The following is a 23,229-nucleotide window of genomic DNA, read 5'->3' on the forward strand; positions in this document are numbered from 1 at the left end:
GGCGGATTTCCGCCTGTAAAATGGGGGACTTATGAGTGGACGGATTGGCTACGGCCTGGCCGCGCTGGCGGTTTTTGTCACCGAGGTGCTGATCGCGCTTTTCGTGCACGACCGGCTGATCCGGCCGCATGTTGGCGATGTGCTGGCGGTGATCCTGGTCTATCTGACCTTGCGCGCGATCCTGCCGTGGAAGGTCGTACCGGCATTGATCGCCACCCTGGCCTTTGCCGTGGTGCTGGAGGTTGGGCAGTTGCTCGACATCATCGGCTTGATGGGGTTGCGCGGCCAGCCCCTGGCGCGCATTGTCCTGGGCGGGTCGTTCGACGTCGTCGATCTGGCCTGCTACGCGATAGGTGGCGGGCTGATACTGATCGCGGAAATCGTCCGCAAACAGAGGCTTATTTAGGCTTGGGCGCCTGGGGTGCCGGCGCTATGTCGGTCGGGCGCAGGGTATATTTGGAAATCGATACCGGACGGATACATTGGCGGTATTTCCACGACCACCAGTCGTGGGCGGCTTCACAACGCTTCATCGGCAAATCGTACAACAGTTCGTAGCCGGTGATCAGCGCGCTGCACACACCCAGAACGGCGACGAAATAGTATTTGAGACTGTTGATTCTACTTTTCATGAAGGCTTCTTGAGGTGCGCGAAAACTTGACCGAGGGTAAAAATTCGGCGCGATTTATGCGCCAATCCTTCCGCGAGGGCAATGAAAAAACAGCATTTTTTGCTGATTTCGGCACGGTTTCAGCGCATGTCTGATTGACTTTGGTGCAGGTTCTCGTCACTTATCGCGCAAAAATTCGCAGAGGTGAATGCCATGAAGCTGCTGGTGCCGGTCAAACGGGTTCTGGATTACAATGTGAAGGTCCGCGTCAAGGCGGATCAGTCGGGTGTCGACCTGGCCAATGTCAAGATGTCGATGAATCCGTTCGACGAAATTGCCGTCGAGGAAGCCGTGCGGCTGAAGGAAAAGGGCATCGCCACCGAGGTGGTCGCCGTGTCGATCGGCCCGGCGCAGGCGCGTGACACCCTGATCACCGCCCTGACCATCGGCGCCGATCGCGCCATCCTGATCCAGACCGATGTCGACGTCGAACCCCTGGCCGTCGCCAAGCTGCTGAAGGCCGTCGCCGAACAGGAAAAGCCCGACCTGGTCATCATGGGCAAGCAGGCGATCGACGGTGACAACAACGCCACCGGCCAGATGCTGTCGACCCTGCTGGGCTGGCCGCAGGCGACCTTTGCTTCGAAGGTGGTCATTGCCGACGGTGAGGCCCAGGTGACGCGCGAAGTCGATGGCGGGCTGCAAACCCTGGGCGTCAAGCTGCCAGCGGTCATCACGACCGACCTGCGTCTCAACGAGCCGCGCTATGCTTCGCTACCCAACATCATGAAGGCCAAGAAGAAGCCGCTGGATATCAAGACGGTCGCCGACTATGGCGTCGACGTCACGCCGCGCCTGAAGGTGGTCAAGGTCACCGAACCGCCCAAGCGTACCGCCGGTATCAAGGTCGCCGACGCCGCCGCCCTGGTCGCCAATCTCAAGTCCGCGGGAGTTCTGTAACATGTCCGTTCTCGTTATTGCCGATCACGATGGCGCCCATCTGCGCGACACCACCAACAAGACCGTCACCGCCGCCTTGGCTCTTGGGGGAGATATCGACGTGCTGGTCTATGGCCAGGGCGTCGCCGCCGTGGCCGCCCAGGCCGCGACGATTGCCGGCGTGCGCAAGGTGCTGACCGCCGAGTCCGCCGAACTGGGCCAGGATATCGCTGAAGCCGTCGGCGCCCTGGTTGCCGGTCTCGCTTCCGGCTACGACGCTGTCGCAGTGCCGGCCTCGGCCTCGGGCAAGAACTTCGCCCCACGCGTCGCGGCCCTGCTCGATGTGTCGCTGCTCAGCGATGTGATGGAAATCGTTGACCCCAACACCTTCGTGCGCCCAATCTATGCCGGCAATGCCATGGAAACCGTCTCGACATCGGAAGCCAAGAAGGTGCTGACCGTGCGCACCACGGCTTTCAAGGCTGCCAGTGACGGCGGTGCGGCTGTCGTCGAAGCCGTGACGGTGCCGGCGGCCGGTGGTGGCACGCGCTTTATTTCCGACGAAAAGGTCGTCTCCGACCGTCCGGAACTGGGCTCGGCCCGGGTTATCGTCTCGGGCGGCCGCGCGCTCGGTTCAGCCGAAGAGTTCAAGGCCGTGCTCGACCCGCTGGCTGACAAGCTGGGTGCTGCTGTTGGAGCGTCAAGAGCAGCCGTTGACGCCGGCTATGCGCCTAACGACTACCAGGTCGGCCAGACCGGCAAGGTCGTGGCGCCGGGGCTTTATGTCGCCATCGGTATCTCGGGCGCCATCCAGCACCTGGCAGGGATGAAGGATTCAAAGGTCATCGTAGCCATCAACAAAGACCCGGAAGCACCGATCTTCTCGGTCGCCGATTACGGTCTGGTCGAGGACTACAAGACGGCTGTGCCGGCCCTGATCGCCGCTCTGGGTTAAATTCGCCGGATTTGAGAAAAATGTGCAGGCCCGCGTTGTTTTACGCGGGCCTGCCGCGCTATATGGTATCAGTCATTACAAAGGACTTCCCATGACCATCAAGACAGTCGGCATTATCGGCGCAGGCCAGATGGGGGCGGGGATCGCCCAGGTGTGCGCCCAGGCGGGCTATGACGTCCTGATCTATGACCAGTCGGCCGATGCCGTAAAGGGCGCCGTAGCACGGCTCGAAAAAGGCCTCAACCGGATGGCCGAAAAGGAAACCATCACCCCGGACGATGCAAGGGCGGCCATAGCGCGCGTCATGCCGGCCGGCGCGGTGGCAGACCTGAAGGATTGCGACCTGGTCATCGAGGCGGCGACCGAGAACGAGCAGATCAAAAACGCCATCTTCAAGTCGGTGTGCGAGCATCTGAAGCCCGACGCGCTGCTGGCCTCCAACACCTCGTCGATCTCGATCACCCGCCTGGCGGCAGCGTCTGACCGGCCGGGCAAGTTCATCGGCCTGCATTTCATGAATCCGGTGCCGATCATGAAGCTGGTCGAGATCATTCGCGGCATCGCCACCGACGCGGAAACCTACGAGACCGCCGTCAATTTCGCCAAGAGCCTGGGCAAGACCACAGCCAATTCGGAAGATTTCCCGGCCTTTATCGTCAACCGCATCCTGATCCCGATGATCAACGAGTCGATCTATACCTTGTATGAGGGCGTCGGCACGGTGGTGGCCATAGATACCGGCCTGAAGCTGGGCGCAAACCATCCCATGGGGCCACTGGAACTGGCGGACTTCATCGGCCTGGATACGGTCCTGGCAGTGATGAATGTGCTGTATGACGGCCTGTCGGATTCGAAGTACCGGCCGTGTCCGCTGCTGGTCAAATATGTCGAGGCCGGTTGGCTGGGCCGCAAGGTCGGTCGCGGCTTCTACGATTACCGCGGCGAAAAGCCGGTTCCGACGAGATAGTTGGTGGTCACCGGGGCGCTGAGTTTTCGCAAGCCTGACAAGACCTGGATGCTGACCGCCGGGATCGCGGCCCTGTGCCTGCATGGCCTGTTGTGGTTCGTCGCCGGCACGCTCTACGGCAATGCCGATGCCCTGGCCGAGACCCAGCGCCAGATGGTGCTGGCGGTCTTCTGGATCGTCTGCGCCGTCATCCTGTGGAAGATCGCCGTGCCGGCGTCGCGCCTGCATGCGGCCATGGGGGTCCTGACCTGCGCCCTGTTCGTTACCGTGCTGGGCAGTGTCGCCGCCCTGGTCAAGCTGTGGCTGGTCGACCATGCCGCCCTGACCAAGGACCTGCTGACCTCGTTCGGCCTGCTGAGCGGGGTGATGGGGCTGGTGCAGATGGCGATTGCCGTGCCGACGGCCTTTGTCTTGCAGGGCATGACCCTGACCCGCAAGGCGAGCTGACGGTCATGGCGGGGGCGGCGTCATCTGACAACGAACGGTTTGCCTCTCTCGACTATATTCGTGGCCTGAGCATCCTCGGCATATTGATCGTCAATGCCCTGGCCTTTGCCCAGCCCTTCGCCGTCTATATGGACGCGACGGCCTCTCCCGTGCACCTCACACATGGCGATGATATCGCCTGGTGGGCAGTCCAGACCTTTGCCCGCGAAAAATTCATCACCCTGTTTTCGCTGTTGTTCGGCGTCAGCCTGTACCTGGTCGGCGAAACCGGCAAGCCCAATGTACCGCTGATCGAGACGCCTCTGTTCCGGCGCCTGATGTGGCTGGTCATTTTCGGTCTGGTCCACGGTGCAATGGTCTGGTTGGGCGACGTCCTGCTGCTGTATGCCGTGACGGGGTTTGTCTTCTGGCAGTGGCGTAAGCGCAATGCCGAATGGCTTCTGGTGTCGGGCCTGGCGCTCTATGTCATCAACTACGCGGTGCCGGTGTTGTTCGACGTCATATCGCCGCATGTCGAGCCGGCAGCGCAGGCCGGCCCACCCGACCTGACGGGCCTGATCGACCAGGTGCGCTCGGGTTTCGCCGGGTCGATGAGCGGCAATTTCGCCCAGTGGCGGATGGTGATCGTGCCCGAGATCCTGTTCTTTCTCGCCCATACGCTCAGCCTTATGATGATGGGACTGGGCCTGTTCAAGGCCGGATTCCTGAAGGGTGAGAGTCCGGCGTGGCTGTACGGCCTGGCCATGGCGGCTGCAACGGTCTGTCTGGCCGTTACCGGCCGGACGGTGTGGATTTTTGTCAGCCAAGGCTACCGCCCGACGGGATTTGTGCGCTTTTACGACCTGCTGACCAACCAGTTGCCGCTGATCATTTCACTGGGTTACGCCAGCGCCTTGATGATGCTGTATCGCACAGGTGTAGGGCGGGTTTTGCTGTATCCGCTGCAATGCGCCGGGCGGATGGCCTTTACCAACTATCTCAGCCAGTCCCTGCTCATGACGGGCCTGTTCTATGGCGGTCGCGGTCCGGACGCCTGGGGTTTGCCGTGGTATGGCCAGATGAACACGGCCGCCCTGGTCCCGATCGTTGTCTGTATCTGGGCCGGGCAGTTGGTGGTCAGCATGCTGTGGCTGCAGGTTTTTCGCTACGGGCCTTTCGAGTGGGTCTGGCGTTGCCTCACCTACCAGCGACTGGTGCGGATTTTGAAACAGGTGCCGGCGAAAGGGGGGTAAAATTCTTGAAACTTTCATTATTTGGAAGTATCTAGAATTTATGCAAAACCTCGTCGAGCAACTTCACAAGGCGCACTACACCAACCGTATTTTTACAGAGCGGCAGTTGGGGGCTGTTTTGGGTGGCAGTGACGCGCGACGCTATGGCGTGGTCAGCCGCGCCTTGAAGGATGGGACCTTGCTGCGCATTAAGCGTGGTCTATACACCTTGCCTCGCCGCTATCGCTCAGCGCCGGTCCATCCTTTCGCCGTCGCGCAGGCGCTTCTGCCGGGAAGCTATATTTCGTTCGAAACGGCCCTGTCCTTCCATGGCTGGATTCCCGAGGCTGTTCACACGACCTCAAGCGTTACGCCAAGACGTAAATCGCTTGTTTTCGACAGCGGCGACGTCGGTCATTTTACCTTTTCGCCGTTGGCGATCCACGACTACCAGTTTCTCGCAGGTGTCGAACGCCGGAAGGTGGGCGAACTGGCGGCTTTTGTCGCCACACCCTTACGTGCCCTGATGGATCTGGTCTCGCTGCGGAAAATAGAATGGTCCGGGTTGGATTGGCTGATAGACGGCTTGCGGATCGACCCGGAACAGCTTGCCAGGCTGGAAGTCAGCGATTTTACCGCGGTAGGATCGGTTTACAAACACAAGAAGGCGCAAGCCTTCCTCGTCAATCTCGAAGCCGTCCTTCTAGGAGCCGGGGCACCCGGGAAAGGATCGTACGATGATTGAGATTATCAGGCAGAAACTCAGGGACTATAATCCTGCAACCGCGCTTGACGAAGAGAATGCGACGAAGGAAATCCTCCAGGAAATAGCTCTGTATGGCCTCTGGCGAGGTGACTTCTTCGATCTGGCCCTTTTTCAGGGAGGCACCAGCCTGCGCATTTTACATGGCTTGCCGCGATTTTCCGAAGACCTTGATTTTCTGCTTCGATCACCCGACCCGCAATTCGCATGGGCGCCCTTTCTCGAGGTCCTGACCGACGTATTCAACCAGTTTGGATTGAAATTGGAAGCTGTGCCAAAGGAGAGGATGGAAGGGGCCGTTCGACAGGCCGTGTTGAAAGACACATCGGTCGCCAATCAGCTTGATCTGACCTTTGCTGGAGCCGGCCGGCCCAGGATTATCAAGATCAAGCTTGAGATCGATACAAATCCGCCGGCACTTTCCGGTGAGGCTACGACTTTTCTCGATTTTCCCAGCGATTATGAAGTCCGGCATCAGGACTTGGAGTCAAATTTTGCCCTTAAAATACACGCGCTCCTGTGCCGGGGATTTGTGAAAGGCCGGGATTGGTACGATTTTTCCTGGTACGTCTCGAAAGGCGTGAAACCGAACCTGCTGCATCTTCAGGCGGCGCTCATCCAGAAAGGACCATGGCAAGGCAGGGATAGCCTGTCTATTGACACGGCATGGCTCAATCAAACCCTTGCCGCGACCATCGGTGCCATGGATTGGAAACGCGCCGCGGATGATGTGCGCCGCTTTCTTCGGCCGGCTGAACTCAAATCCCTGGACTTGTGGGGCGAGGCATTTTTTCTGTCAAAACTGGAGAAAATTAGTCAATAACTATAGCTGATGGTCGTACCTAAACAGTACTGAGAGGGCAGAGAGGATGGAGGCAGGATTGCACGGCGGGTTTGAAATTCGGCAAGATGATCTCTCACACGCCCAGACGCGGCAGCTATTGACCTTGCATCTGCAGGGCATGCATGAGACCTCCCCGCCGGGCCACGTCTTTGCGCTGGACCTGTCCGGTTTGCAGCGAGCTGATGTGACGGTATGGACGGCCTGGGCGGGCGACCGGATCGCGGCCATCGGTGCCCTGAAAATGCTCGGAGGCGACACAGCCGAAATCAAGTCGATGCGCACACATCCTGACTTTCTGCGCCAGGGCGTGGCGAGGATGTTGCTGGAGCACATAGTGACGACGGCGCGCAGCCGCGGCGTGCGACGGCTGAGCCTGGAAACCGGCAGCGGACCGGCCTTCGAGCCGGCTCTGGCGCTCTACCGGCGCTATGGTTTTGCCAATGGTCCAGCCTTTTCCGACTATGTGGCAAGCGATTTCAACCAGTTTCTGCACCTCGATTTGTAGCAGCGCCGGTCAGGGCTCGGCATGAACGCCTAGCACGACCTGGGTCTGGACCTGCGCCACACCGTCGATGGCGCTGATACGCTCACGCAGGGCGCACAGGTCGTCGCCGTCGCGCGCCGTCACCATGATCAGCATGTCCCACTCGCCGGCCAGGGCATAGCATTGGGTAACCTGGGCGATGTTCAACACCTGCGGCACCAGCGGGCAGCACAGCAGTCCGGGCGTCACCTTGACGAACAGCCAGGCCTGGATGTCGCGCGCTTCGTTCAGCTTGGTGCGGACGGTAAAGCCCATGATGACGCCATCACGGCATAGGCGATTGAAGCGATCCTGGACAGCGCTGCGCGACAGATACAGGCGGCGGCCCAGTTCACTGAACGACAGCCGGGCATTGTCGCGCAAGGCTGCGATCAGCTTGCGGTCCTTGTCGTCGAGGGCATGAGCGGAGGGGGTGGCCATGCAACAAATCTAGCCGACAATCGGTCTGACCGCCATGGTCTACAGGCGCGTATCGTCGGCAATCCAGTTGACTTCCCAGGTCTTGCCGCCATCGGCTGAATAGGCCTGTTCGAAATGGCAGGCGTCGGGTCCTTGGGGCGTGATGACGAAACGGACCAGTATGGCGCGGTCGCCCAGGGTTTCCTGATCGTAGAATTCGCCGATGCCGTTGCTGAAGCCGCCGATTGTGGGCACGCTCATCGTACCAGTAGCACTGTTGACGAAGTTGAGGCTCCATTGGCCGGCGGCGACATTGTAGAGCCGCAGCGAAGCCCCTTCGATGCGGCCAGCCGGCCCTGAGACGTCGAGTTCGACCAGATTGGCGCGCCCGCCCCACACTGGGCGGATGACCGAGGTGCCGTCATAATCGGCCCACGTGTCCGAACCGCTCAGCGGATGCAGCCGACGATGGACGTGGGTCTTCCAGGTGCCGATCTCGAAATCGAAATCGTGGGCGCCGTCACGCACCTCGGTCGTATGTGCGGCCTGCCCTGTCGCCAGAATCCCGGCCGCGACCATGATGGCGACCCAACACGAATGACCCATCGACCTGCTCCTCTTGCGATGGACCCATTGTGAGCGCGGCGGCGGTCGCAGGCAATTGCCGGACAGCCGGCAGATCGTCGGATGTCGACCATCAAATCAACGGAAATGCGGAGCGGATGGCGTTTTGCTTAAGTTATACCTCGCCCCACATGCGCACCAGATTGCCGATGGTCTTACGCAGCATCAGCACCTGGTCGCGGTCGGTGGCGACCAGCAGCATGCGTTGCAGGTCGAACAGGATATCGCGTTCGTCGTCGCGCTTGGTCAGGCTATGGATCCAGCCGATACAGGCCAGGCGCTCGCCGCGTGTCACTGGCGTCACCTGGTGTAATTGGCCGGTCTTGTGGATGAGCATGTCGCCGGCTTCGAGTTTGATATCGCGCGTGCCGTCATTGGCTTCCAGTGTTACGGCGCCGCCGTCGTAATCGACCTTGGGCGACAGGAACAGGGTGAAGGCCAGATCCGTGCGCATGGGCGCGCCGTTCTCATCCTTCATCAGCGGATCGACCGGATGAAGGCCGAAGCGTTCGCCGACGTCGTGCTTTGTCAGGACAAAGGTCGAGAAGCGCGCCGGTTGGGCGTAGGCTTGGACCAGGGGATGACGGCTGACGATTGACTTGACCCAGCCCATGATCGCCTTGGCCTTGGAATCGTTGTGCTGCGGTTCCCCCGGTTTGCCGCGGCGGATGGCGGTGGCGGGCAGCGCCTTCAGGCGCGGTGTGACCTCGGCCAGTTCTTCCTTGTCGAGCGCGGATTGAATAAACAGCATGAGGTGGGCCTTGAGCAGGATTGACGGAGCACCCAGCTTGGAGGCACTGTCTGTAACGCGGGGATGCAATGAAACAAACACTGATTATTGGTGCGATTCTATTGCTGTTGGCAGGGGGATTCAGTCTTAACCGGCTGATTTGGCTATCGCCGGACTATGCTGTCGTCGGAACCTGCACCGCCGACGAGATCGACAAGACCTATGCCGGTTTGGACTATGCCAATGGCTTCGTCTATGCAGCGGGAGAACGTGCCAGCCATGAATTGTGGGTTTTGCACGGCGGAATGGATATGCACCCAAATGCCAATAGCGCGCGTCGATGGAAGAGGTCGGTCTTTGATCTCAATCGCCGGATTTTTCAGTCAATAAGCAAGCGCAACACGGCAGCTTACGTCTGTAATCATGTGACTTCATTTTTTGGGACGCAGCCGCGTCTGCAAACCGTACCCCAAACTGCATCGGCGATTGCACCTTTTGTCCGGGAACCGCAGCAGGCATGGCCCGTGGCGACATGTGTGGCGACTATAGGGCGCTGCTTTGGCCAAGGGCGCCTGACTCAGGAGACCGTCAATTTCGCAAGTGAGCGCTGCGCCGACCGGCAAAAAAACGCGGCTGCGAAACGCTAACCGGAACCTGGCCGCCTTACTGCGCCAGCAACTTGTCCATCAGCGCCTTGACCTCGGGTGTGTCCCAGGTGGCTTCGCCGACCAGGCGGGCCACGACGCGGCCCTGCTTGTCGAGGATCAGGGTCGAAGGCAGGTTGCTGATGCCCAGCTTCTCCGACTTGGCGATCAGGTCGGAGTCGACATAGACATCGAGCGGTTCCTGGACGTCGATGAACGACTTGACGTCGTTGAACTTGTCCTCGTTGTCGCCGCTCAGCGCCAGGACTTTCAAGCCCTTGCCGGCATAGGATTTTTGCAGGTTGGCCAGGGTCGGCATCTCGAACCGGCACGGCGCGCACCACGTCGCCCACAGGTTCAGCACCACGACCTGACCCTTGAAATCGGCCAGGTGAACCGTCTTGCGGTCGCGGTCGAGGAAGGCCAGATTGTCGATCGACTGCGGCGAGGCCAGGGTGGTCAGGTGGGCGATCGACCCCTTGGCATAGGGCGCCAGCGGGCCTTCCGGTTCAGCCTTGACCGAGCCTTCGACGCCGGCCAACGGCTTGGAGAAGATCTGCGGACCGAACTTCCACGCTGCAAAGCCGGCGATGGCGATAATCGTCGCGACAATGGCGCTGACGACCAGCCAGTTGGGACCGCGCTTTTTCTTCGCTTTTCCCGTGTCCCGCCACTTGGGTTCGGCACGGTCCTCGGCTATAGGCGTCTCCGCGACCGGTTCCGGCGCAGGCTTCGGCACGGGCGAGTTTTGTACTGCCTTGACGTCGTCATTATCCAAAGGGTTATCCATGAGCGATCATTCCGACGACCAGGGCACAAGCAGCCCCCCCAAACCCTCTTCCGAAGGGCAAAAGATGTGGGGCGGGCGTTTCAGTGCCCGACCCGATGAGATTATGCAAGCCATCAATGTTTCCATCGAGGTCGACAAACGCCTGTGGCAGCAGGATCTGCGCGGATCGCGTGCCCATGCCGCCATGTTGGCGAAACAAGGTATCATAAGTTTTAACGATGCCCAAACCATCACCGATGGTCTGGAGAAAATCGAAGTCGAGATTCGTGACGGCGTGTTTCCTTTCCGCCACGAATTCGAGGACATTCACATGAATGTCGAGGCGCGGCTGCGCGAATTGATCGGACCTGTGGCCGGACGGCTGCACACCGCACGCTCGCGCAACGACCAGGTGGCGACCGATTTCCGCCTGTGGGTGCGCGACCAGGTCGATGCCGTGATCCAGCAGCTGTCGGACCTGCAGGGCGCCCTGCTGCAACGCGCTGAACAATACGCCGACAGCCTGATGCCGGGCTTTACCCATCTGCAGCCGGCTCAGCCTGTGACCTTCGGTCATCACCTGATGGCCTATGTCGAGATGTTCGGCCGTGACCGCTCGCGCTTTGCCGATGCCCGGGCGCGCATGAACGAAAATCCGCTGGGTTCGGCCGCGCTTGCCGGCTCGCCGTTTCCGATCGACCGTTTCGTGACCAGCGAAGCCCTGGGCTTCGACGGGCCCATGGGCAATTCGCTCGACGGCGTGTCGGCGCGCGATTTCGCCCTGGAAGGCCTGGGTCACGCGGCCATCTGCGCCGGCCACCTGTCGCGCCTGGCTGAAGAAATCGTCATCTGGACAACACCGCAGTTCGGCTTCGTGAAACTGTCGGATGCGTTCTCGACCGGCTCATCGATCATGCCACAGAAACGCAACCCCGATGCCGCTGAACTGGTCCGCGCCAAGACCGGCCGGATCACCGGCGCCCTGGTGGCGCTGACCATGGTCATGAAGGGCCTGCCTTTGGCCTATTCCAAGGACATGCAGGAGGACAAGCCGCCGGTGTTCGAAGCCTTTGATGCGCTGGATCTGGCGCTGCGGGCGATGACCGGAATGGTATTGGATCTTGATGCCGATACGCGCAAAATGAAGGCGGCCGCGGGTGCCGGCTATTCGACGGCAACCGACCTCGCTGACTGGTTGGTCCGTACCCTGAACATCCCGTTCCGCGACGCCCATCACATCACCGGCGCCGCCGTCCGCCTGGCCGAAGGCAAGGGTGTGGATTTGGCGCAACTAGAGTTGACCGACTTGCAAAATCTGGAAGCCAGGATCACGGATGATGTGTATAAGGTCTTAACGCCTGAAGCTTCGGCCGCGTCACGCCAGTCCTATGGCGGTACGGCGCCCGATCAGGTACGTATACAAATCCAGCGCTGGAAGGATCGCCGCTCATGACTGACACCCGAGGCCTTGGCCCCAACAAGACCCGTTTTGTGACCTCGGCTGCCTTGGCGGGTATCGCCCTGTTGGGTTCGGCGGTTCTGCTGTCCGCCTGTGGCAAGCTGGGTACCCTGGAAACTGCGCCGCCTCTGTACGGCGACGACGCCAAGGCGTCGTGGTCGGCCTCCAGCAACTCGGACGGCGGTACGACGGTGACCATGGATTCGTCGGCCTCGAACGAAACCGAACGCGCCCTGCCGGACGGCAACGGCAAGAACAAGATGGTCGATCCTTACCGCTCCAACAAGAAGATCCAGGACGCGCCGCTAGAAGGCTTCGGCAATGGCGCGACCTTCAATAACAACAGCCCCACCCAGCCCTGATCGTCCTCCCCAGGCCCTGAACCGATCAAATGAACCATTTCGACTACCGTGACGGCGACCTGCACTGCGAAGATGTTTCCCTGACGGACATCGCGCAGCAGGTGGGTACGCCTGTCTATGTCTATTCGTCGGCGACTCTGGAGCGGCATTACAATGTCTTTGCCGGGGCGCTGAATGCCCAGCCGGGCTTGCGCGGGCCGAAGGGTGAAGCGCCGCTGGTCGCCTATGCCATGAAGGCCAATTCGAACATGGCGGTCCTGCGCACCCTGGCCCTGCAGGGCTGCGGCGCCGATACGGTCAGCGAAGGCGAGATTCGCAAGGCGCTGAAGGCGGGTATAGCGGCGTCCAGCATCGTCTTTTCCGGCGTCGGCAAGACCGATGCCGAAATGGCCTTCGCGCTCAAGGCTGGAATCTACCAGTTGAACGTCGAATCGCGTCCGGAACTGGATCGACTGGCCAGGGTGGCGGCGTCGCTCAACATGATCGCGCCGTTCGTCATCCGCATCAATCCGGGTGTCGGCGCCGGCGGCCATGCCAAGATCACCACTGGCGGGGCCAAGGACAAGTTCGGTATTTCGGCCGAAGAAGCCTTGAAATTGTATGCCGAGGCCTCAGCCCATCGCAACCTGGCGCCGCTGGGCATTGCCTGCCATATCGGGTCGCAAATCACCGACCTGACGCCATTGCAGGCGGCGTTTTCGCGTATGCGCGGCTGGGTCGAATCCCTGCGCGCCGAAGGGCTGGGCGTTGAACGGCTCGACCTGGGCGGTGGCCTGGGCGTGCCCTATTTCAATCAAAAGACCCCGCCTGACCCGGCCGACTTCGCCGAGATGACGGCACTGACCGTCGGCGATATGGGCCTGCGCTATACCTTTGAGCCCGGCCGGCTGATTGCCGCCAATGCCGGGGTGCTGGTGTCGCGCGTCGTTCATGTCCATGAACGGGCTGAGAGCGGCCAGAAGTTCCTGGTGCTGGATGCGGCGATGAACGACCTGCTGCGCCCGGCCCTGTACGATGCTTATCACGATATTCGCCCCGTCGTGGCGCCGGTCGACGGCGAGACCGACACCTACGATGTTGTCGGGCCGGTGTGCGAGACGGGCGATACCTTTACGCGCGAACGTAGCCTGCCACGGCTGCATGAGGGCGAACTGGTCGCCTTCATGACGGCGGGCGCCTATGGGGCCGTGATGGGAAGCGAATATAATTCACGTCCACTCGCCCCGGAGGTGTTGGTGCGTGACGCGGACTGGAGCGTTGTGCGCCCTAGGCCGACCTATGATGAGATGATGGCGCGTGAACCCGTGCCGGGCTGGCTGCGGCCTGGCCCGCGGGTGGCAAGCGCATAGCTATGAGCGGAGTTGGGGGCGTTATGTCGGGCAGAAAGCCAACCATTTTATCACCCTTGAACCGCGGGCTGTTCGGCACGCGGTTGGTGATGGTCTGGGAGCGCATCCTGCCGGCCCTGTTTCCCTATGTCCTGCTGGTCGCCCTGGTCGCCGTGGCGGCGCAATGGGGGCTGTTTATGCGCATGCCGGCGATGATCCACGCCGGGCTTCTGGCCGGCGGTCTGCTGGTGGCCATTTTTGCCTCGGTTCGCGCGATTTTCCGCTTTCGCGTGCCCAGTTTTACCGAGCTGAACACGCGTCTGGCAATCGACAATGGCCTGAAGCCGGAACGGTTGCTGGCCATGCGCCATGAGGTCGATCAGCCACCTTTGAAAATCGGCAAGGCGAAGGCGGGAATCGCGGCGGCCGATCCGTTCGCCCTGCGCTTTGTCGCCCTGGTGGCGGCGGTGCTGGGCTTCTTGGTGCTGGGCCCAGTGCCGCTCAGCCGGGTCGAGGCCGGATTTTGTCCCTTCGCCCAGACGACCTTCAGCGACGCGAGCCTGGCTGAGAAGTAGGATGACCGCAGTGGACTTTTTCCATGCGCACCAACATCTGTTCATTTGGGCTGGCTGGCTGGCCGCCACGGCGTTTTGTGCGGCCCAGCTTCTGCGCGGTGCGTTGCATCGTGGCGTAACCTCCACACGCACTCTTGAAACTGTCAGGGAGAAGACCAGGCCCATCGCATTCTGGCTGCAGATGTTCGGCTATGTCTTTGCCTTGATGGGGCTTGTCCTGATTCTGAAAGCCTTGCCGGGATTATAGAGCTAATTGGGTTTGAACGGAATCGCTAATTCGTTCTAAGTTTTTGTTACAACTCACGTTTATTCAAAAGTGGCTACCACTTTTTGAATAAACGTGAGGCATTTAATCCAGCGCGCCGACATAGGGCAAGGCGCGGTACTTGCCGCCGTCGTCCAGGCCATAGCCGACCAGGTAACGCGCGGGGGCTTCCCAGGCGGTAAAGTCGGCCTCCATCTCGCGACGCAGGCCGTCCTTCAACGGATCGGGTTTGCGCGCAAACACAGCCGTCAGGACCTCCGAGGCGCCGGCCTCGCGCACGATATCGACAGCGATGCGCAGACTGGCGCCGCTGTCCAGCACGTCATCCATGATCAGCACCTGGCGGCCCTCGACCGAACGCTGCAACGGCGCGCGAATCAGCATGGCGCCGCCCTCACGACCGTCGCCGTACGAGGACAGCCACAGGGCGTCGAAGGCGATGTCGCGGCCGGCGCGATTCAGCGCACGCGACAGGTCGGCGGCGAACCAGATGCCGCCGGTCAGCAGGCAGACACCGATACAGTCGGGCTTGATATAGTCGACCAGAATATCGGCCAGGACCTGGACCCGCGCCTGGACTTCCGTCTCGCTGAGCAGGACGGACGGCGCGACAGGATCAGGAATGGTGCTCGCGGAGGGCAGGGACGCTGTCATGTTCGGATGGATCTGACTCGGCGACGTCGTGAGGGGTGGCGTGGTCCGGGGCGTCGTCCACCGGTTCGGCCGCTTCGTGGTCCGGCACTGCCGCCGCGTCGTGTTCGCCTTCCGCACCATCGTGGACGGGGGTCGGTTCGTGGCGCAGGGCAGGGCCGCGTTTCGTTTTCGACTTCTTCATCCCTTCGAGATCGAAGTCAAGATCAAGGTGCGCCACCATGTTCTTCGGGTCGCGGACATCGAAGGTCAGGGTGCGCGTGGCGTGCGGCGCGACGACCAGTCCGCTGGACGGGATCACCATATCGTCGAACTGTTGCAGCGTGGCATCCAGCATCTTGACCTTGATCGGCGGCACAGGGGTCGGCTTGTCGCGCAGATTGGTCACCTGGGCGGTCACCGTGACTACGAAGCGGCCGTTCTTGAAGGCCGCCCTCGAATCATTGTCGCCGCTGACCAATGTCATGCCGGCGGCATTGACCGGAATGCCGACCATGGCATAGGCGCCGGCGACGCGCGGAAAGGTGCGGGTGATGTCGACGCGCAGCAGGTAACCCAGCGCAAGGATCATTACGGCGGTGGCGGCCATGGCGCCCCAGACGATACCCTGGGCGGTCAAGGCCTTCAGGCGTTTCTTGCCCTCGACCATGGCGCGGTACTGGCCGGGCAGCTTCTTGGCCTTGACGGTCTGCAGGTCTTCGGGCCTGGCCGGTGGGGCGACGGCCGGCATGGGCAGGTCGATCGGGTCTTCGTGCTTTTCAGCATGCCAGGTCGTGCGACAGGCGGCGCAGCGCACGGTTCGTCCGCCGGCCGGCAATTGCGAGTCCGGCAGGGTATAACGCGTGGTACAGTTGGGACAGGTCAGGATCATGGGCGCTGATGGTGGGATCGCCAAGATAACCAGAAAACTTGTTAACCAGACGAAGTTTCTTAACCTTATGTCCCTAAAAGTCTTAACAACTGATCAAGCTTAACTGGATCGGATGATGGCGATCGCCCCGCTCGACAAAAACCGCACACCGTCTGCCGCCACCGGGTTCCTCCCCGGTGACGACGCCGTCGTGTCGTTTGAAAACGTCAGCATGGGCTATGGCTCAGGACTGAAGGGCGCCCAGGTCGCCGAAGCGGATTACATCCTCAAATCCTTGTCGTTTCAGCTTCCGGCCGGGTCGTTTCATTTTTTGACCGGACCGTCGGGCGCCGGCAAGACGTCGCTGCTGAAGATGATCTACCTGGCGCAAAAGCCCAGCACCGGACGGATTTCGCTGTTTGGCGAGGCGATAAAGGACGGCGACCGCGCCCAGGCGGCGCGGCTGCGCTCCAAGCTCGGCATCGTCTTCCAGGAGTTCCGCCTGCTGGAACATCTTAATGTTTTCGACAACGCCGCCCTGCCGTTGTTCGTCCACGGCCAGCACTACGCAGACTATCGCGACGACGTCAGCGAGCTGTTGAGCTGGGTCGGGCTGAAAAACCAGCTTCAGGCCATGCCGCATATCCTGTCGGGCGGCGAGAAGCAGCGCCTGGCCATTGCGCGCGCGGTGGTGACGCGCCCAACCCTGATTCTGGCCGATGAGCCGACGGGCAATATCGACTACGCCATGGGTCTGCGCATCATGCGCCTGTTCGTCGAACTGAACCGGCTGGGCGCCACCGTGCTGATCGCCACCCACGACGAAAGCCTGATCCGCGCCTCGGGCATGCCGGTTCTGGAACTGAAGGACGGCTACCTGTCGCGACGTGACCTGACAGCGACGGTGCGGTCATGACCAAATTCAATATCGCCAAATCCCACGAGGGTAAGTCTCACCAGGCCGGTTCAAGGCTGTCATCGATGAAGGCGCGCCACCTGCTGCCCGACCAGGACCAGCGCGAGATCGCCCTGCATTACGTCATTGGCGTCCTGTGCATGCTGGCCTGCCTGTCGGCCCTGGTCGTCATGGCGTCGGACCGCGCCGCACGCGGCTGGTCGCGCGATATTCGCGCCGAGGTCACGGTCCAGGTCCGGCCGACCGGCCTGGAAAGCGGTTCGGTCGCCGCGGCCCGGGCGGCCGAGGTGCTGGCCGGCCTCAAGGGTGTCGGCCAGGTGACGGCCATCGAACCGGAAAAGGCCAAGGCCCTGATCAAGCCGTGGCTGGGCGACGCGATACTGGACGACCTGCCTATTCCCAACCTGGTCGAGGTGTCGCTCAAACCCGAAGCGCCAGCCAAGCCGCAACAGTTGCTGGATGCTCTGACGGCGCATGATATCGACGCCTCGATCGACGACCACAGCGTCTGGCTGAAGGATATCGAGCAAAGCGCCCTGACCATCCGCCTGCCGTTCCTGGGGGCGTTCTTCCTGCTGTTTTCGGCGGCGGCGGCCATGGTCGGTTTCGCGACGAGGGCCGGACTGACGGCGCGGGCCAATATTGTCGAGGTCCTGGCGCTGTGCGGCGCCAGCGACCTGTTCATCGCGCAACGCTTTCAATATCGCTTTGCGCGCATGGCTTTTGAGTCCGGATTGCTCGGCGCTTTGATCGCCGCGGCGGTCGCGGCCGTCATAAAAGCCACAGCATCCTCACAAAGCTTCGCGGTGGCTCTTCCCATATCATGGTTTGACCTGTTAATATTAATCCCGTGTCCATTCCTGGTCGCCCTCATCGGCGCGGTGACGGCACGTATTGTGACGTTGCGGCTGTTGGGAGGGAACGGATAGATGCGCAGTCTGATCGCTTTCCTGGTTGTGGTCCTGTTGTGGACTGCAGGCCTGCTGGTCTTTGCCGACCGGGTCGTCGAATCGACTCCCGCCCTCGAACCCGAAGAAGCTGCCGACGCTATTGTTGTGCTGACCGGTGCCTCGGACATGCGGCTCAAGGAAGGCATGCGCCTGCTGGAACGCCGCAAGGGCCAGCGCCTGTTCATTTCCGGCGTCAACCGCGAGGTCAAGCGGCCGGAACTAATGGACGTGACCGAGGGCTCCAAGCGCCTGTACGAATGCTGCGTCGACCTGGGCTACGAAGCTGAAAACACCGTCGGCAATGCGCGCGAAATCGCCGACTGGGGGCGCGGTCACCGTTTTTACACCCTGATCGTGGTGACGTCGGACTATCACATGCCGCGTTCACTGCTGGAGCTGAAGGCCGATATGCCGGACGCCCATTTCGTCGCCTATCCTGTGGCGACGCCCGATCTGGACGCGCGCGGCTGGTGGAAATCGCCCAAGGGTACGCGGATCATCGTGCTCGAATATTGCAAATACCTGGTTATCCTCGGCCGTGACGCGATCCTGAGCATTTCGCGCATGGGCGACAAGGGCCATGAATCAAAGCCCGCACCTGGTTCCGAAGATGAGACTGCCTCGTCCGCCAGCCACGCGGCGTAAGGTATCCTTCTAAATGATAAGACTGCGATCCCTGATCTTCGTGCTGTGGCTGTATGGCACCATGGCCTTCTACGGCCTTGTCTGCTCACCGCTGCTGCTCTTCCCGGATCCGGCGCCCATGGCGGTCATCCGCTGGTGGGCCAAGTCGGTGCTGTTCGGTGCACGCTGGATCGTCGGCATAAAGGTCGAGTTCCGCGGCCTGGAGCATCGTCCGCTGGGGGCCTCGCTAATCGCCGGCAAGCATATGAGCATGCTCGACACCATCGCGCCCTTCACCATCCTGCCGGCCACAGCCTATGTGCTGAAGCAGGAACTGATGTACCTGCCTTTCCTCGGCTGGTTCGCCTCGCGTACCAAGATGGTGCCGGTGCGCCGCGATGAAGCCGCCAAGGCGCTGAAATCCATGGTCAAGGGCTGCCGCGAGCGCCTGGCCGAAGGGCGCCAGATTCTGATCTTCCCCGAAGGCACGCGGACCGACCCGGGTGTCGATGCCGACTACAAGCCCGGCGTAGCGGCGCTGTATCGCGACCTGGAGGTGCCGTGTCATCTGCTCGCGACCAATTCCGGCCAATATTGGCCTGGCCACGGTGTCGACCGCAAACCGGGTACGGTGGTGTTCGAATTCCTGCCACCGCTGCCGGCGGGTCTGAAGCGCGGTGAATTCATGACTCAGGTCAAGGATCGGCTGGAAACGGCCTCGAACCGGCTGCTCGCTGAACAGGCGGACGCCAAGGTCTTGACAGATTCAGCCGAATAGCCGTCCTATTGCGCCATGGAAAGACGTGACAAACCCCAGGCCGTGACCGACGCGCTGACGCCGGAGCAGGTGGTGGCCCATCAGCTCGACGCCTACAATGCGCGCGATATCGATATGTTCATGGACTTCTGGGACCTGGAGGCCGAGATCTATCAGCATCCGGATACCTTGCTGGCCAAGGGCTATGGCGACATCCGCGCTCGCCACGTCGTACGCTTCCTCGAGCCCGACCTGAAGGCCCATCTAATCAGCCGCGTCGTCATTGGTAACAAGGTTGTCGATACGGAGCGCGTGACGCGCAACTTCCCCAACGGCAAGGGCGAGATCGACGTCGTGGGCATTTACGACGTCCAGGGCGGCCATATCAAAAAAGCCTGGTTTATCCAGGGCTCACCGCGCATGGCGTGAGGTCCGACGCGTGTAAAAGATATTGGAACTTTCTTCGAGGCCGCGTCCGCAGTGAAGCTCAGTTATCCTTGACCATGGCTGTCGCCGTAGGGCAGCCGTCCGCCTTGCACGGCAGGTCGCTATTCCAGCGGATCAGGCGGACGACATTGTCGCCCGGATCGGTACGCGGATCGACCGGCACCACCAGCACGCGGGCATCGAAGGGCGCCGTCAGGGTCGCCACGGTATCGCCGAACGCATTGGTAATGGTCGCCAGCAGGTCGCCCTTTTTGACGTCCTGGTTCAGCTTGACCACCGCGTGGGCCCAGCCACCGTGCGGCGACGTCGCATCATAGGTTTCGTTGCCGACAAAAGGCGCCGGTCCGCTGAGCACCGGACTGCCCGGCAGCATTTTGGCATCGATCATGACATTGCGCAGCCCGGCCTTGGCGCGGTCGATATAGGTAAAGTCCCACGACTCGGCGGTGGCCAGTTCATAGGTGACGGCGGGTATGCCAGCGCCATTGAGCATGTTTTCGACAGCACCGTCGATGCCGGGGTCCATATTGATCACATCCGGGCGCAGAAGGTCGGCGATATGACGCGCCTGCCCCGTCTGGGCAAAGACATAGGCGGGATAGGTGCCGCCGCGCGACTGGGTATGCAGGTCGACGGCAAAGTCGGCATTGCCCATGAAGATCTGCGACCACAGGCGGGCGGCGTAGCGGGTGCTGGCGTCGCTGTCGCCGGCCGTGGCGGCCGGATCGCTGGGGATCAGACGATTGAGATTGCCGCCGGCGCTGGTGTGGCTGGCGGAAAAGGTCCGTGTCGAGCGCAACAGGCCGGGCGCATTGAGGCCCGGCACGGCCATAAGCGTGCCCGACAGGCTGTTCGGATCGAGGTCGTGGGTCAGCCCTTGCAGGACGCCGATACCGTTCAGTTCATCACCATGAATGCCGGCGGTGACGAGGAATCTGGGGCCGGGTTTGGCGCCCTTGACGACGATGACTGGCACGTACCAGGCCTGGCCGGTGGCATTGTCGAGCGCGCGGAACCACAGCTTGGTCAGGCCTGCCGGCTGATCGGCGACATCGAGCTTTTCGATCACCCGCGCGCCGTCGATGCGGTCGCCTGTATAGACCGTGGCGGCCGAAACCGAACTGGCCGTCAGCAGACCTGCGGCGATAAGCGGAAAGATATGTTTCATGGGTTTGTCTGGCCTGAGAAAAAGACGATGATCGACTGATGTGTGCGTGCCGCTGGAAATCCTAAATGGCATTACCCGCTGCATCGACATAACCCATGTCGAACAAGCGGCGGCGCAGGGGTTCGAGGTGGCCGGCATAACGCCGCCAGGCGCCGACGCCCTCGGCATTGATCGGCTTTCTCACCTGGCTGGAACTGGCCGATGCCACCGCCCCGGCCGTCTCGTGCGGATTAAGGCATGCCGGCTCAAACGGCAGTCCGCAGGTGTCGAGCAAGCGCCGGATCTGGCCCTCAGGATCGGCGATAAGCGCCTCCAACGACACCTCGATCAAGCCGTCGCCCAGAACGTCGCGCCAGTGCTGCATCAACTCGCGATACAGCGCATAGTGATCGGCCAGATCGTCCTGGTCGAATGACCAGCGGTAATTGTCGTTGACGTGCAGCTTCAAGGCACCGAACAACGAATCCATCGGTGCGCGCTGGACATGGACGATAATGGCGTCCGGCCAGGCCAGGCGGATAAGGCCGGCATAGTCGTGATTGTGCGGCAATTTATCGATCGTATAGGCACTGCCGTCGCTGAGATAGGCGGTTTCGCGATCATAGACCTCGGCAAGGCGACGCGGATCCAGTTTGGCGGCGCGTTCGATCGTGTCGACATCCAGCACGGGCGGCGTGGTCGAGCCGGAGAGGCGCTTCACCGCGACGCCGAAGGTTTGCAACTCACCAAGCGCCTGGACCTGGCTGTGGGCGGTCAGAACACGCTCGGTCAGTGTGGTGCCGGAGCGCGGCAGGCCGATGATGAAGATGCGGCGCGGTGCGGCAGCGCGGGAGGGCAGGGGCGGCGGTGCAGGCGCGGCAAAACGCGACTCTGGCAGGGCGCGTTTCCACGCCCCGACAGTGTCGGCTTCCGCCGCGCGCGACCAGTTGAGGCTGTGGACGGTCACGGGCTGGCGGCGAGCGGCCTGGGCGCCGGTTTCGAGCCAGGTCCAGGCCTGTTCGTCCTCACCGATGTCCGACAGTTCCTTGAACAGGGCGTAGGCGCGGCGGGCTTCGTCCAGGGGCCGTGCAACCTTCAGCGCCTGCAAGGCATTGATGTGGTTATGCTCGCGCGTCCATCGCCGCAGGCGCGCCAGAGCCAGATAGGATTCGCTGTTGGGTGCCAGCCGCACCGCCGCCTCGTAGGATGCCTCAGCATCGCTATTGCGTCCGACAAACTGTTGCAGGTCGCCCAGGCCGTGACGAAAGGCGGCAGAATCTGGTGCCAGCGCGACGGCACGGCGCAGCAGTGGCAGGGCCTCGGCTTCGCGTCCTGCCCGCCCGAGCGCCATGCCCAGGATTGCGAGCGAATCCGGACCGTCGGCGCCGGCGGCCAAAGCCTGGCGCGCCATGTCGCAAGCTTCGCTGTTGCGCCCCTGTGGAACCAGGGCGCGAACGCGCTGGGTCAGGAAACGCGCGCGCAGGGGATGGCCGGCGGGAATATGGCTCAGGCCACGGCTGAGAATATCGTCGGCTTCAGCATAGGCCCATTGGTCCATGGTCGCCAGGCCCCACAGCCACCAGGTTTCCGGACGTTGTGGCGCCAGGCTTGCGGCGCGCCGGGCGGCGGCGGCGGCCCTGGCAAAATCGCCGCTGCGCAAGGCCTGGGCGGCTTCACGAATGTCAGACTCGATGGGGTCGGCGGCACGCGTAAAGGTGGGCATATCGGCTATGTGGGAGTGGACGTCACGGCGACCTTAAACCTTTCGACGTCGGGCGCAAGCCGGTGATCCAGCCTGTCGCCTGACCACGCGTTACTGGGCGGGTGTTGACGCGCTGAAACGGTTGAAGGCAGCATCGGCCGCCGCGCCGACCGTGGGCGTAGCTGTCGTGTAGTCGAACTGCTCGAAGAAGTCGTTGACCCAGGCTTCGTTCATCATCGTCGTGAAGAGGGTCCGTTCCGCCTCGGTCATGCTGGTTTCGTCGGGCGTCGCCAGGGAGGTGTCGCCGCCGGCGAGTACGAGATCCTGGACATATTTGATCTTCGACAGAGCTAGTAACTGGCCGAGCTGTTCCGTCGTATAGTAGCCGGAATTGCTCGTCGCCATGGCATGGACCGTTTCGGCGCGATGCGCGGCGATTTCTTCATCGAACATCGCACCAAGACGGTTCTGGTCGTCGACCGGCATGGCAGCGATCGATTCGTTCTGCAGGATGCCATTATGTCCGCCATAGGCCAGCAGCTCGAACAGATGCAGATTGGTGATCACCTGCTCGCCGACCGCCACCTGTGCCGCCGTCGGTACGGGTGGAGCCGGCGTAGCGGGAACGGGGGTGGGTTGAGCTTCGGCGGCTACAGGTAACGCCACGATGCCGCCAAGCAACAACACAGCAAGCGCCAAGGCGATCAAGCCGGTTTTGTGAAAGCGCATGGGACAGTCTCCCTGGCCGG

Annotated in this window: 30 protein-coding genes; 20 read left to right on the forward strand and 10 right to left on the reverse strand. The window is 61.8% G+C overall.

All coding sequences use genetic code 11. From position 1 onward, the window contains the following. Positions 1–31: 31 nt before the first annotated feature. Positions 32–406: a ribosomal maturation YjgA family protein gene (locus AC1DXO_RS10315; protein WP_476978051.1), complete on the forward strand. Its 375-nt coding sequence runs from the start codon at positions 32–34 to the stop codon at positions 404–406. On the opposite strand, the gene AC1DXO_RS10320 is transcribed toward AC1DXO_RS10315, so the two are convergent. After that, entirely contained in the window at positions 399–632 is a 234-nt protein-coding gene (locus AC1DXO_RS10320; RefSeq protein ID WP_476978052.1) for a hypothetical protein, read from the reverse strand. The genes AC1DXO_RS10315 and AC1DXO_RS10320 overlap by 8 nt on opposite strands. 192 nt (positions 633–824) lie before the next feature. On the opposite strand from AC1DXO_RS10320, the gene AC1DXO_RS10325 reads away from it, so the two are divergent. From AC1DXO_RS10325 to AC1DXO_RS10360, 8 genes are all read left to right on the forward strand, one after another. Next, complete coding sequence (locus AC1DXO_RS10325) at positions 825–1,571, forward strand: electron transfer flavoprotein subunit beta/FixA family protein (RefSeq protein ID WP_476978053.1); 747 nt, start codon at positions 825–827, stop codon at positions 1,569–1,571. A 1-nt stretch (position 1,572) separates the two neighbouring features. Then, positions 1,573–2,505: an electron transfer flavoprotein subunit alpha/FixB family protein gene (locus AC1DXO_RS10330; RefSeq protein ID WP_476978054.1), complete on the forward strand. Its 933-nt coding sequence runs from the start codon at positions 1,573–1,575 to the stop codon at positions 2,503–2,505. Between the two features lie 91 nt (positions 2,506–2,596). Continuing rightward, complete coding sequence (locus AC1DXO_RS10335; RefSeq protein WP_476978055.1) at positions 2,597–3,472, forward strand: 3-hydroxybutyryl-CoA dehydrogenase; 876 nt, start codon at positions 2,597–2,599, stop codon at positions 3,470–3,472. Between the two features lie 3 nt (positions 3,473–3,475). Continuing rightward, positions 3,476–3,919 carry a hypothetical protein gene (locus tag AC1DXO_RS10340; RefSeq protein ID WP_476978056.1) on the forward strand — a complete coding sequence of 148 codons (444 nt, stop codon included), beginning with the start codon at positions 3,476–3,478 and terminating at the stop codon, positions 3,917–3,919. Between the two features lie 5 nt (positions 3,920–3,924). Further along, on the forward strand, positions 3,925–5,151 hold the full coding sequence (locus AC1DXO_RS10345) for a DUF418 domain-containing protein (protein ID WP_476978057.1): 1,227 nt from the start codon (positions 3,925–3,927) through the stop codon (positions 5,149–5,151). A 40-nt stretch (positions 5,152–5,191) separates the two neighbouring features. Further along, positions 5,192–5,875, forward strand: coding sequence for a type IV toxin-antitoxin system AbiEi family antitoxin domain-containing protein (locus AC1DXO_RS10350; protein WP_476978058.1), 684 nt, complete (start codon positions 5,192–5,194; stop codon positions 5,873–5,875). Beyond that, positions 5,868–6,716, forward strand: a complete 849-nt coding sequence (locus AC1DXO_RS10355) for a nucleotidyl transferase AbiEii/AbiGii toxin family protein (protein WP_476978059.1) — start codon at positions 5,868–5,870, stop codon at positions 6,714–6,716. The genes AC1DXO_RS10350 and AC1DXO_RS10355 overlap by 8 nt, the downstream gene beginning before the upstream one ends. Before the next feature lie 46 nt (positions 6,717–6,762). After that, positions 6,763–7,242, forward strand: a complete 480-nt coding sequence (locus tag AC1DXO_RS10360) for a GNAT family N-acetyltransferase (RefSeq protein ID WP_476978060.1) — start codon at positions 6,763–6,765, stop codon at positions 7,240–7,242. Between the two features lie 9 nt (positions 7,243–7,251). Here AC1DXO_RS10360 and AC1DXO_RS10365 read toward each other — a convergent pair whose 3' ends face one another. The 3 genes from AC1DXO_RS10365 to AC1DXO_RS10375 all read right to left on the reverse strand — a co-directional run bounded on the left by AC1DXO_RS10365 (position 7,252) and on the right by AC1DXO_RS10375 (position 9,055). Further along, entirely contained in the window at positions 7,252–7,701 is a 450-nt protein-coding gene (locus AC1DXO_RS10365) for an Lrp/AsnC family transcriptional regulator (RefSeq protein ID WP_476978061.1), read from the reverse strand. Between the two features lie 39 nt (positions 7,702–7,740). After that, the gene (locus tag AC1DXO_RS10370) at positions 7,741–8,286 is read right to left on the reverse strand and encodes a hypothetical protein (protein ID WP_476978062.1); all 546 of its coding nucleotides are present in this window, start codon (positions 8,284–8,286) and stop codon (positions 7,741–7,743) included. Positions 8,287–8,419: 133 nt separating this feature from the next. Beyond that, positions 8,420–9,055, reverse strand: coding sequence for a Fe2+-dependent dioxygenase (locus AC1DXO_RS10375; RefSeq protein ID WP_476978063.1), 636 nt, complete (start codon positions 9,053–9,055; stop codon positions 8,420–8,422). Between the two features lie 68 nt (positions 9,056–9,123). On the opposite strand from AC1DXO_RS10375, the gene AC1DXO_RS10380 reads away from it, so the two are divergent. Beyond that, complete coding sequence (locus AC1DXO_RS10380; RefSeq protein ID WP_476978064.1) at positions 9,124–9,681, forward strand: hypothetical protein; 558 nt, start codon at positions 9,124–9,126, stop codon at positions 9,679–9,681. A gap of 16 nt (positions 9,682–9,697) precedes the next feature. On the opposite strand, the gene AC1DXO_RS10385 is transcribed toward AC1DXO_RS10380, so the two are convergent. Then, positions 9,698–10,468: a TlpA family protein disulfide reductase gene (locus AC1DXO_RS10385; RefSeq protein WP_476978065.1), complete on the reverse strand. Its 771-nt coding sequence runs from the start codon at positions 10,466–10,468 to the stop codon at positions 9,698–9,700. A gap of 64 nt (positions 10,469–10,532) precedes the next feature. Here AC1DXO_RS10385 and argH point away from each other — a divergent pair, with 64 nt between their 5' ends. From argH to AC1DXO_RS10410, 5 genes are read left to right on the forward strand one after another with little or no spacing between them, the layout of a single operon-like run. Next, entirely contained in the window at positions 10,533–11,900 is a 1,368-nt protein-coding gene (gene argH, locus AC1DXO_RS10390) for an argininosuccinate lyase (protein ID WP_476978308.1), read from the forward strand. Next, the gene (locus tag AC1DXO_RS10395; protein WP_476978066.1) at positions 11,897–12,268 is read left to right on the forward strand and encodes a hypothetical protein; all 372 of its coding nucleotides are present in this window, start codon (positions 11,897–11,899) and stop codon (positions 12,266–12,268) included. The genes argH and AC1DXO_RS10395 overlap by 4 nt, the downstream gene beginning before the upstream one ends. A gap of 29 nt (positions 12,269–12,297) precedes the next feature. Next, the gene (lysA, locus tag AC1DXO_RS10400) at positions 12,298–13,617 is read left to right on the forward strand and encodes a diaminopimelate decarboxylase (RefSeq protein ID WP_476978067.1); all 1,320 of its coding nucleotides are present in this window, start codon (positions 12,298–12,300) and stop codon (positions 13,615–13,617) included. A gap of 23 nt (positions 13,618–13,640) precedes the next feature. Further along, positions 13,641–14,171, forward strand: a complete 531-nt coding sequence (locus AC1DXO_RS10405; protein WP_476978068.1) for a DUF4175 family protein — start codon at positions 13,641–13,643, stop codon at positions 14,169–14,171. A 1-nt stretch (position 14,172) separates the two neighbouring features. Next, the gene (locus AC1DXO_RS10410; protein ID WP_476978069.1) at positions 14,173–14,418 is read left to right on the forward strand and encodes a hypothetical protein; all 246 of its coding nucleotides are present in this window, start codon (positions 14,173–14,175) and stop codon (positions 14,416–14,418) included. Between the two features lie 102 nt (positions 14,419–14,520). Here the strand turns inward: AC1DXO_RS10410 and AC1DXO_RS10415 are convergent, their stop codons facing one another. Beyond that, positions 14,521–15,090 (reverse strand): phosphoribosyltransferase, encoded by a 570-nt coding sequence (locus AC1DXO_RS10415; protein ID WP_476978070.1) that lies wholly within the window; start codon positions 15,088–15,090, stop codon positions 14,521–14,523. Beyond that, entirely contained in the window at positions 15,053–15,958 is a 906-nt protein-coding gene (locus tag AC1DXO_RS10420) for a zinc-ribbon domain-containing protein (RefSeq protein ID WP_476978071.1), read from the reverse strand. The genes AC1DXO_RS10415 and AC1DXO_RS10420 overlap by 38 nt, the downstream gene beginning before the upstream one ends. Before the next feature lie 115 nt (positions 15,959–16,073). Here AC1DXO_RS10420 and AC1DXO_RS10425 point away from each other — a divergent pair, with 115 nt between their 5' ends. Genes AC1DXO_RS10425 through AC1DXO_RS10445 form a run of 5 tightly spaced genes read left to right on the forward strand, consistent with a single transcriptional unit; the run spans position 16,074 to position 19,613 of the window. Beyond that, on the forward strand, positions 16,074–16,853 hold the full coding sequence (locus AC1DXO_RS10425; RefSeq protein ID WP_476978072.1) for a cell division ATP-binding protein FtsE: 780 nt from the start codon (positions 16,074–16,076) through the stop codon (positions 16,851–16,853). Continuing rightward, positions 16,850–17,782 (forward strand): cell division protein FtsX, encoded by a 933-nt coding sequence (locus AC1DXO_RS10430; protein WP_476978073.1) that lies wholly within the window; start codon positions 16,850–16,852, stop codon positions 17,780–17,782. Before AC1DXO_RS10425 ends, AC1DXO_RS10430 begins: the two co-directional genes overlap by 4 nt. Further along, positions 17,783–18,448: a YdcF family protein gene (locus AC1DXO_RS10435; protein WP_476978074.1), complete on the forward strand. Its 666-nt coding sequence runs from the start codon at positions 17,783–17,785 to the stop codon at positions 18,446–18,448. It abuts the gene before it with no gap. A 13-nt stretch (positions 18,449–18,461) separates the two neighbouring features. Beyond that, positions 18,462–19,205, forward strand: coding sequence for a lysophospholipid acyltransferase family protein (locus tag AC1DXO_RS10440; protein WP_476978075.1), 744 nt, complete (start codon positions 18,462–18,464; stop codon positions 19,203–19,205). 15 nt (positions 19,206–19,220) lie between these two features. Then, a complete protein-coding gene (locus AC1DXO_RS10445; protein WP_476978076.1) occupies positions 19,221–19,613 on the forward strand; it encodes a nuclear transport factor 2 family protein in 393 nt (130 codons plus the stop codon). A gap of 58 nt (positions 19,614–19,671) precedes the next feature. Here AC1DXO_RS10445 and AC1DXO_RS10450 read toward each other — a convergent pair whose 3' ends face one another. The 3 genes from AC1DXO_RS10450 to AC1DXO_RS10460 all read right to left on the reverse strand — a co-directional run bounded on the left by AC1DXO_RS10450 (position 19,672) and on the right by AC1DXO_RS10460 (position 23,209). Further along, a complete protein-coding gene (locus tag AC1DXO_RS10450; RefSeq protein ID WP_476978077.1) occupies positions 19,672–20,799 on the reverse strand; it encodes a succinylglutamate desuccinylase/aspartoacylase family protein in 1,128 nt (375 codons plus the stop codon). A gap of 61 nt (positions 20,800–20,860) precedes the next feature. After that, positions 20,861–22,501 carry a sulfotransferase family protein gene (locus AC1DXO_RS10455; RefSeq protein ID WP_476978078.1) on the reverse strand — a complete coding sequence of 547 codons (1,641 nt, stop codon included), beginning with the start codon at positions 22,499–22,501 and terminating at the stop codon, positions 20,861–20,863. Between the two features lie 90 nt (positions 22,502–22,591). After that, complete coding sequence (locus AC1DXO_RS10460) at positions 22,592–23,209, reverse strand: hypothetical protein (protein WP_476978079.1); 618 nt, start codon at positions 23,207–23,209, stop codon at positions 22,592–22,594. Positions 23,210–23,229 lie beyond the last annotated feature (20 nt).

It is taken from the genome of Asticcacaulis sp. P2_C5 (assembly GCF_056404555.1).

Bases quoted from the DNA above. Each gene is read 5' to 3' on its own strand.
- AC1DXO_RS10360 (WP_476978060.1), top strand. From the start codon at position 6,763: ATGGAGGCAGGATTGCACGGCGGGTTTGAAATTCGGCAAGATGATCTC.
- AC1DXO_RS10425 (WP_476978072.1), top strand. From the start codon at position 16,074: ATGGCGATCGCCCCGCTCGACAAAAACCGCACACCGTCTGCCGCCACC.
- AC1DXO_RS10420 (WP_476978071.1), bottom strand. From the start codon at position 15,958: ATGATCCTGACCTGTCCCAACTGTACCACGCGTTATACCCTGCCGGAC.
- AC1DXO_RS10320 (WP_476978052.1), bottom strand. From the start codon at position 632: ATGAAAAGTAGAATCAACAGTCTCAAATACTATTTCGTCGCCGTTCTG.
- AC1DXO_RS10325 (WP_476978053.1), top strand. From the start codon at position 825: ATGAAGCTGCTGGTGCCGGTCAAACGGGTTCTGGATTACAATGTGAAG.
- AC1DXO_RS10350 (WP_476978058.1), top strand. From the start codon at position 5,192: ATGCAAAACCTCGTCGAGCAACTTCACAAGGCGCACTACACCAACCGT.
- AC1DXO_RS10415 (WP_476978070.1), bottom strand. From the start codon at position 15,090: ATGACAGCGTCCCTGCCCTCCGCGAGCACCATTCCTGATCCTGTCGCG.
- AC1DXO_RS10345 (WP_476978057.1), top strand. From the start codon at position 3,925: ATGGCGGGGGCGGCGTCATCTGACAACGAACGGTTTGCCTCTCTCGAC.
- AC1DXO_RS10380 (WP_476978064.1), top strand. From the start codon at position 9,124: ATGAAACAAACACTGATTATTGGTGCGATTCTATTGCTGTTGGCAGGG.
- AC1DXO_RS10395 (WP_476978066.1), top strand. From the start codon at position 11,897: ATGACTGACACCCGAGGCCTTGGCCCCAACAAGACCCGTTTTGTGACC.
- AC1DXO_RS10410 (WP_476978069.1), top strand. From the start codon at position 14,173: ATGACCGCAGTGGACTTTTTCCATGCGCACCAACATCTGTTCATTTGG.
- AC1DXO_RS10370 (WP_476978062.1), bottom strand. From the start codon at position 8,286: ATGGGTCATTCGTGTTGGGTCGCCATCATGGTCGCGGCCGGGATTCTG.
- AC1DXO_RS10315 (WP_476978051.1), top strand. From the start codon at position 32: ATGAGTGGACGGATTGGCTACGGCCTGGCCGCGCTGGCGGTTTTTGTC.
- AC1DXO_RS10355 (WP_476978059.1), top strand. From the start codon at position 5,868: ATGATTGAGATTATCAGGCAGAAACTCAGGGACTATAATCCTGCAACC.
- AC1DXO_RS10445 (WP_476978076.1), top strand. From the start codon at position 19,221: ATGGAAAGACGTGACAAACCCCAGGCCGTGACCGACGCGCTGACGCCG.
- AC1DXO_RS10430 (WP_476978073.1), top strand. From the start codon at position 16,850: ATGACCAAATTCAATATCGCCAAATCCCACGAGGGTAAGTCTCACCAG.
- AC1DXO_RS10335 (WP_476978055.1), top strand. From the start codon at position 2,597: ATGACCATCAAGACAGTCGGCATTATCGGCGCAGGCCAGATGGGGGCG.
- argH (WP_476978308.1), top strand. From the start codon at position 10,533: ATGTGGGGCGGGCGTTTCAGTGCCCGACCCGATGAGATTATGCAAGCC.
- AC1DXO_RS10460 (WP_476978079.1), bottom strand. From the start codon at position 23,209: ATGCGCTTTCACAAAACCGGCTTGATCGCCTTGGCGCTTGCTGTGTTG.
- AC1DXO_RS10375 (WP_476978063.1), bottom strand. From the start codon at position 9,055: ATGCTGTTTATTCAATCCGCGCTCGACAAGGAAGAACTGGCCGAGGTC.
- AC1DXO_RS10455 (WP_476978078.1), bottom strand. From the start codon at position 22,501: ATGCCCACCTTTACGCGTGCCGCCGACCCCATCGAGTCTGACATTCGT.
- AC1DXO_RS10385 (WP_476978065.1), bottom strand. From the start codon at position 10,468: ATGGATAACCCTTTGGATAATGACGACGTCAAGGCAGTACAAAACTCG.
- AC1DXO_RS10440 (WP_476978075.1), top strand. From the start codon at position 18,462: ATGATAAGACTGCGATCCCTGATCTTCGTGCTGTGGCTGTATGGCACC.
- AC1DXO_RS10365 (WP_476978061.1), bottom strand. From the start codon at position 7,701: ATGGCCACCCCCTCCGCTCATGCCCTCGACGACAAGGACCGCAAGCTG.
- AC1DXO_RS10435 (WP_476978074.1), top strand. From the start codon at position 17,783: ATGCGCAGTCTGATCGCTTTCCTGGTTGTGGTCCTGTTGTGGACTGCA.
- AC1DXO_RS10405 (WP_476978068.1), top strand. From the start codon at position 13,641: ATGTCGGGCAGAAAGCCAACCATTTTATCACCCTTGAACCGCGGGCTG.
- AC1DXO_RS10330 (WP_476978054.1), top strand. From the start codon at position 1,573: ATGTCCGTTCTCGTTATTGCCGATCACGATGGCGCCCATCTGCGCGAC.
- AC1DXO_RS10450 (WP_476978077.1), bottom strand. From the start codon at position 20,799: ATGAAACATATCTTTCCGCTTATCGCCGCAGGTCTGCTGACGGCCAGT.
- lysA (WP_476978067.1), top strand. From the start codon at position 12,298: ATGAACCATTTCGACTACCGTGACGGCGACCTGCACTGCGAAGATGTT.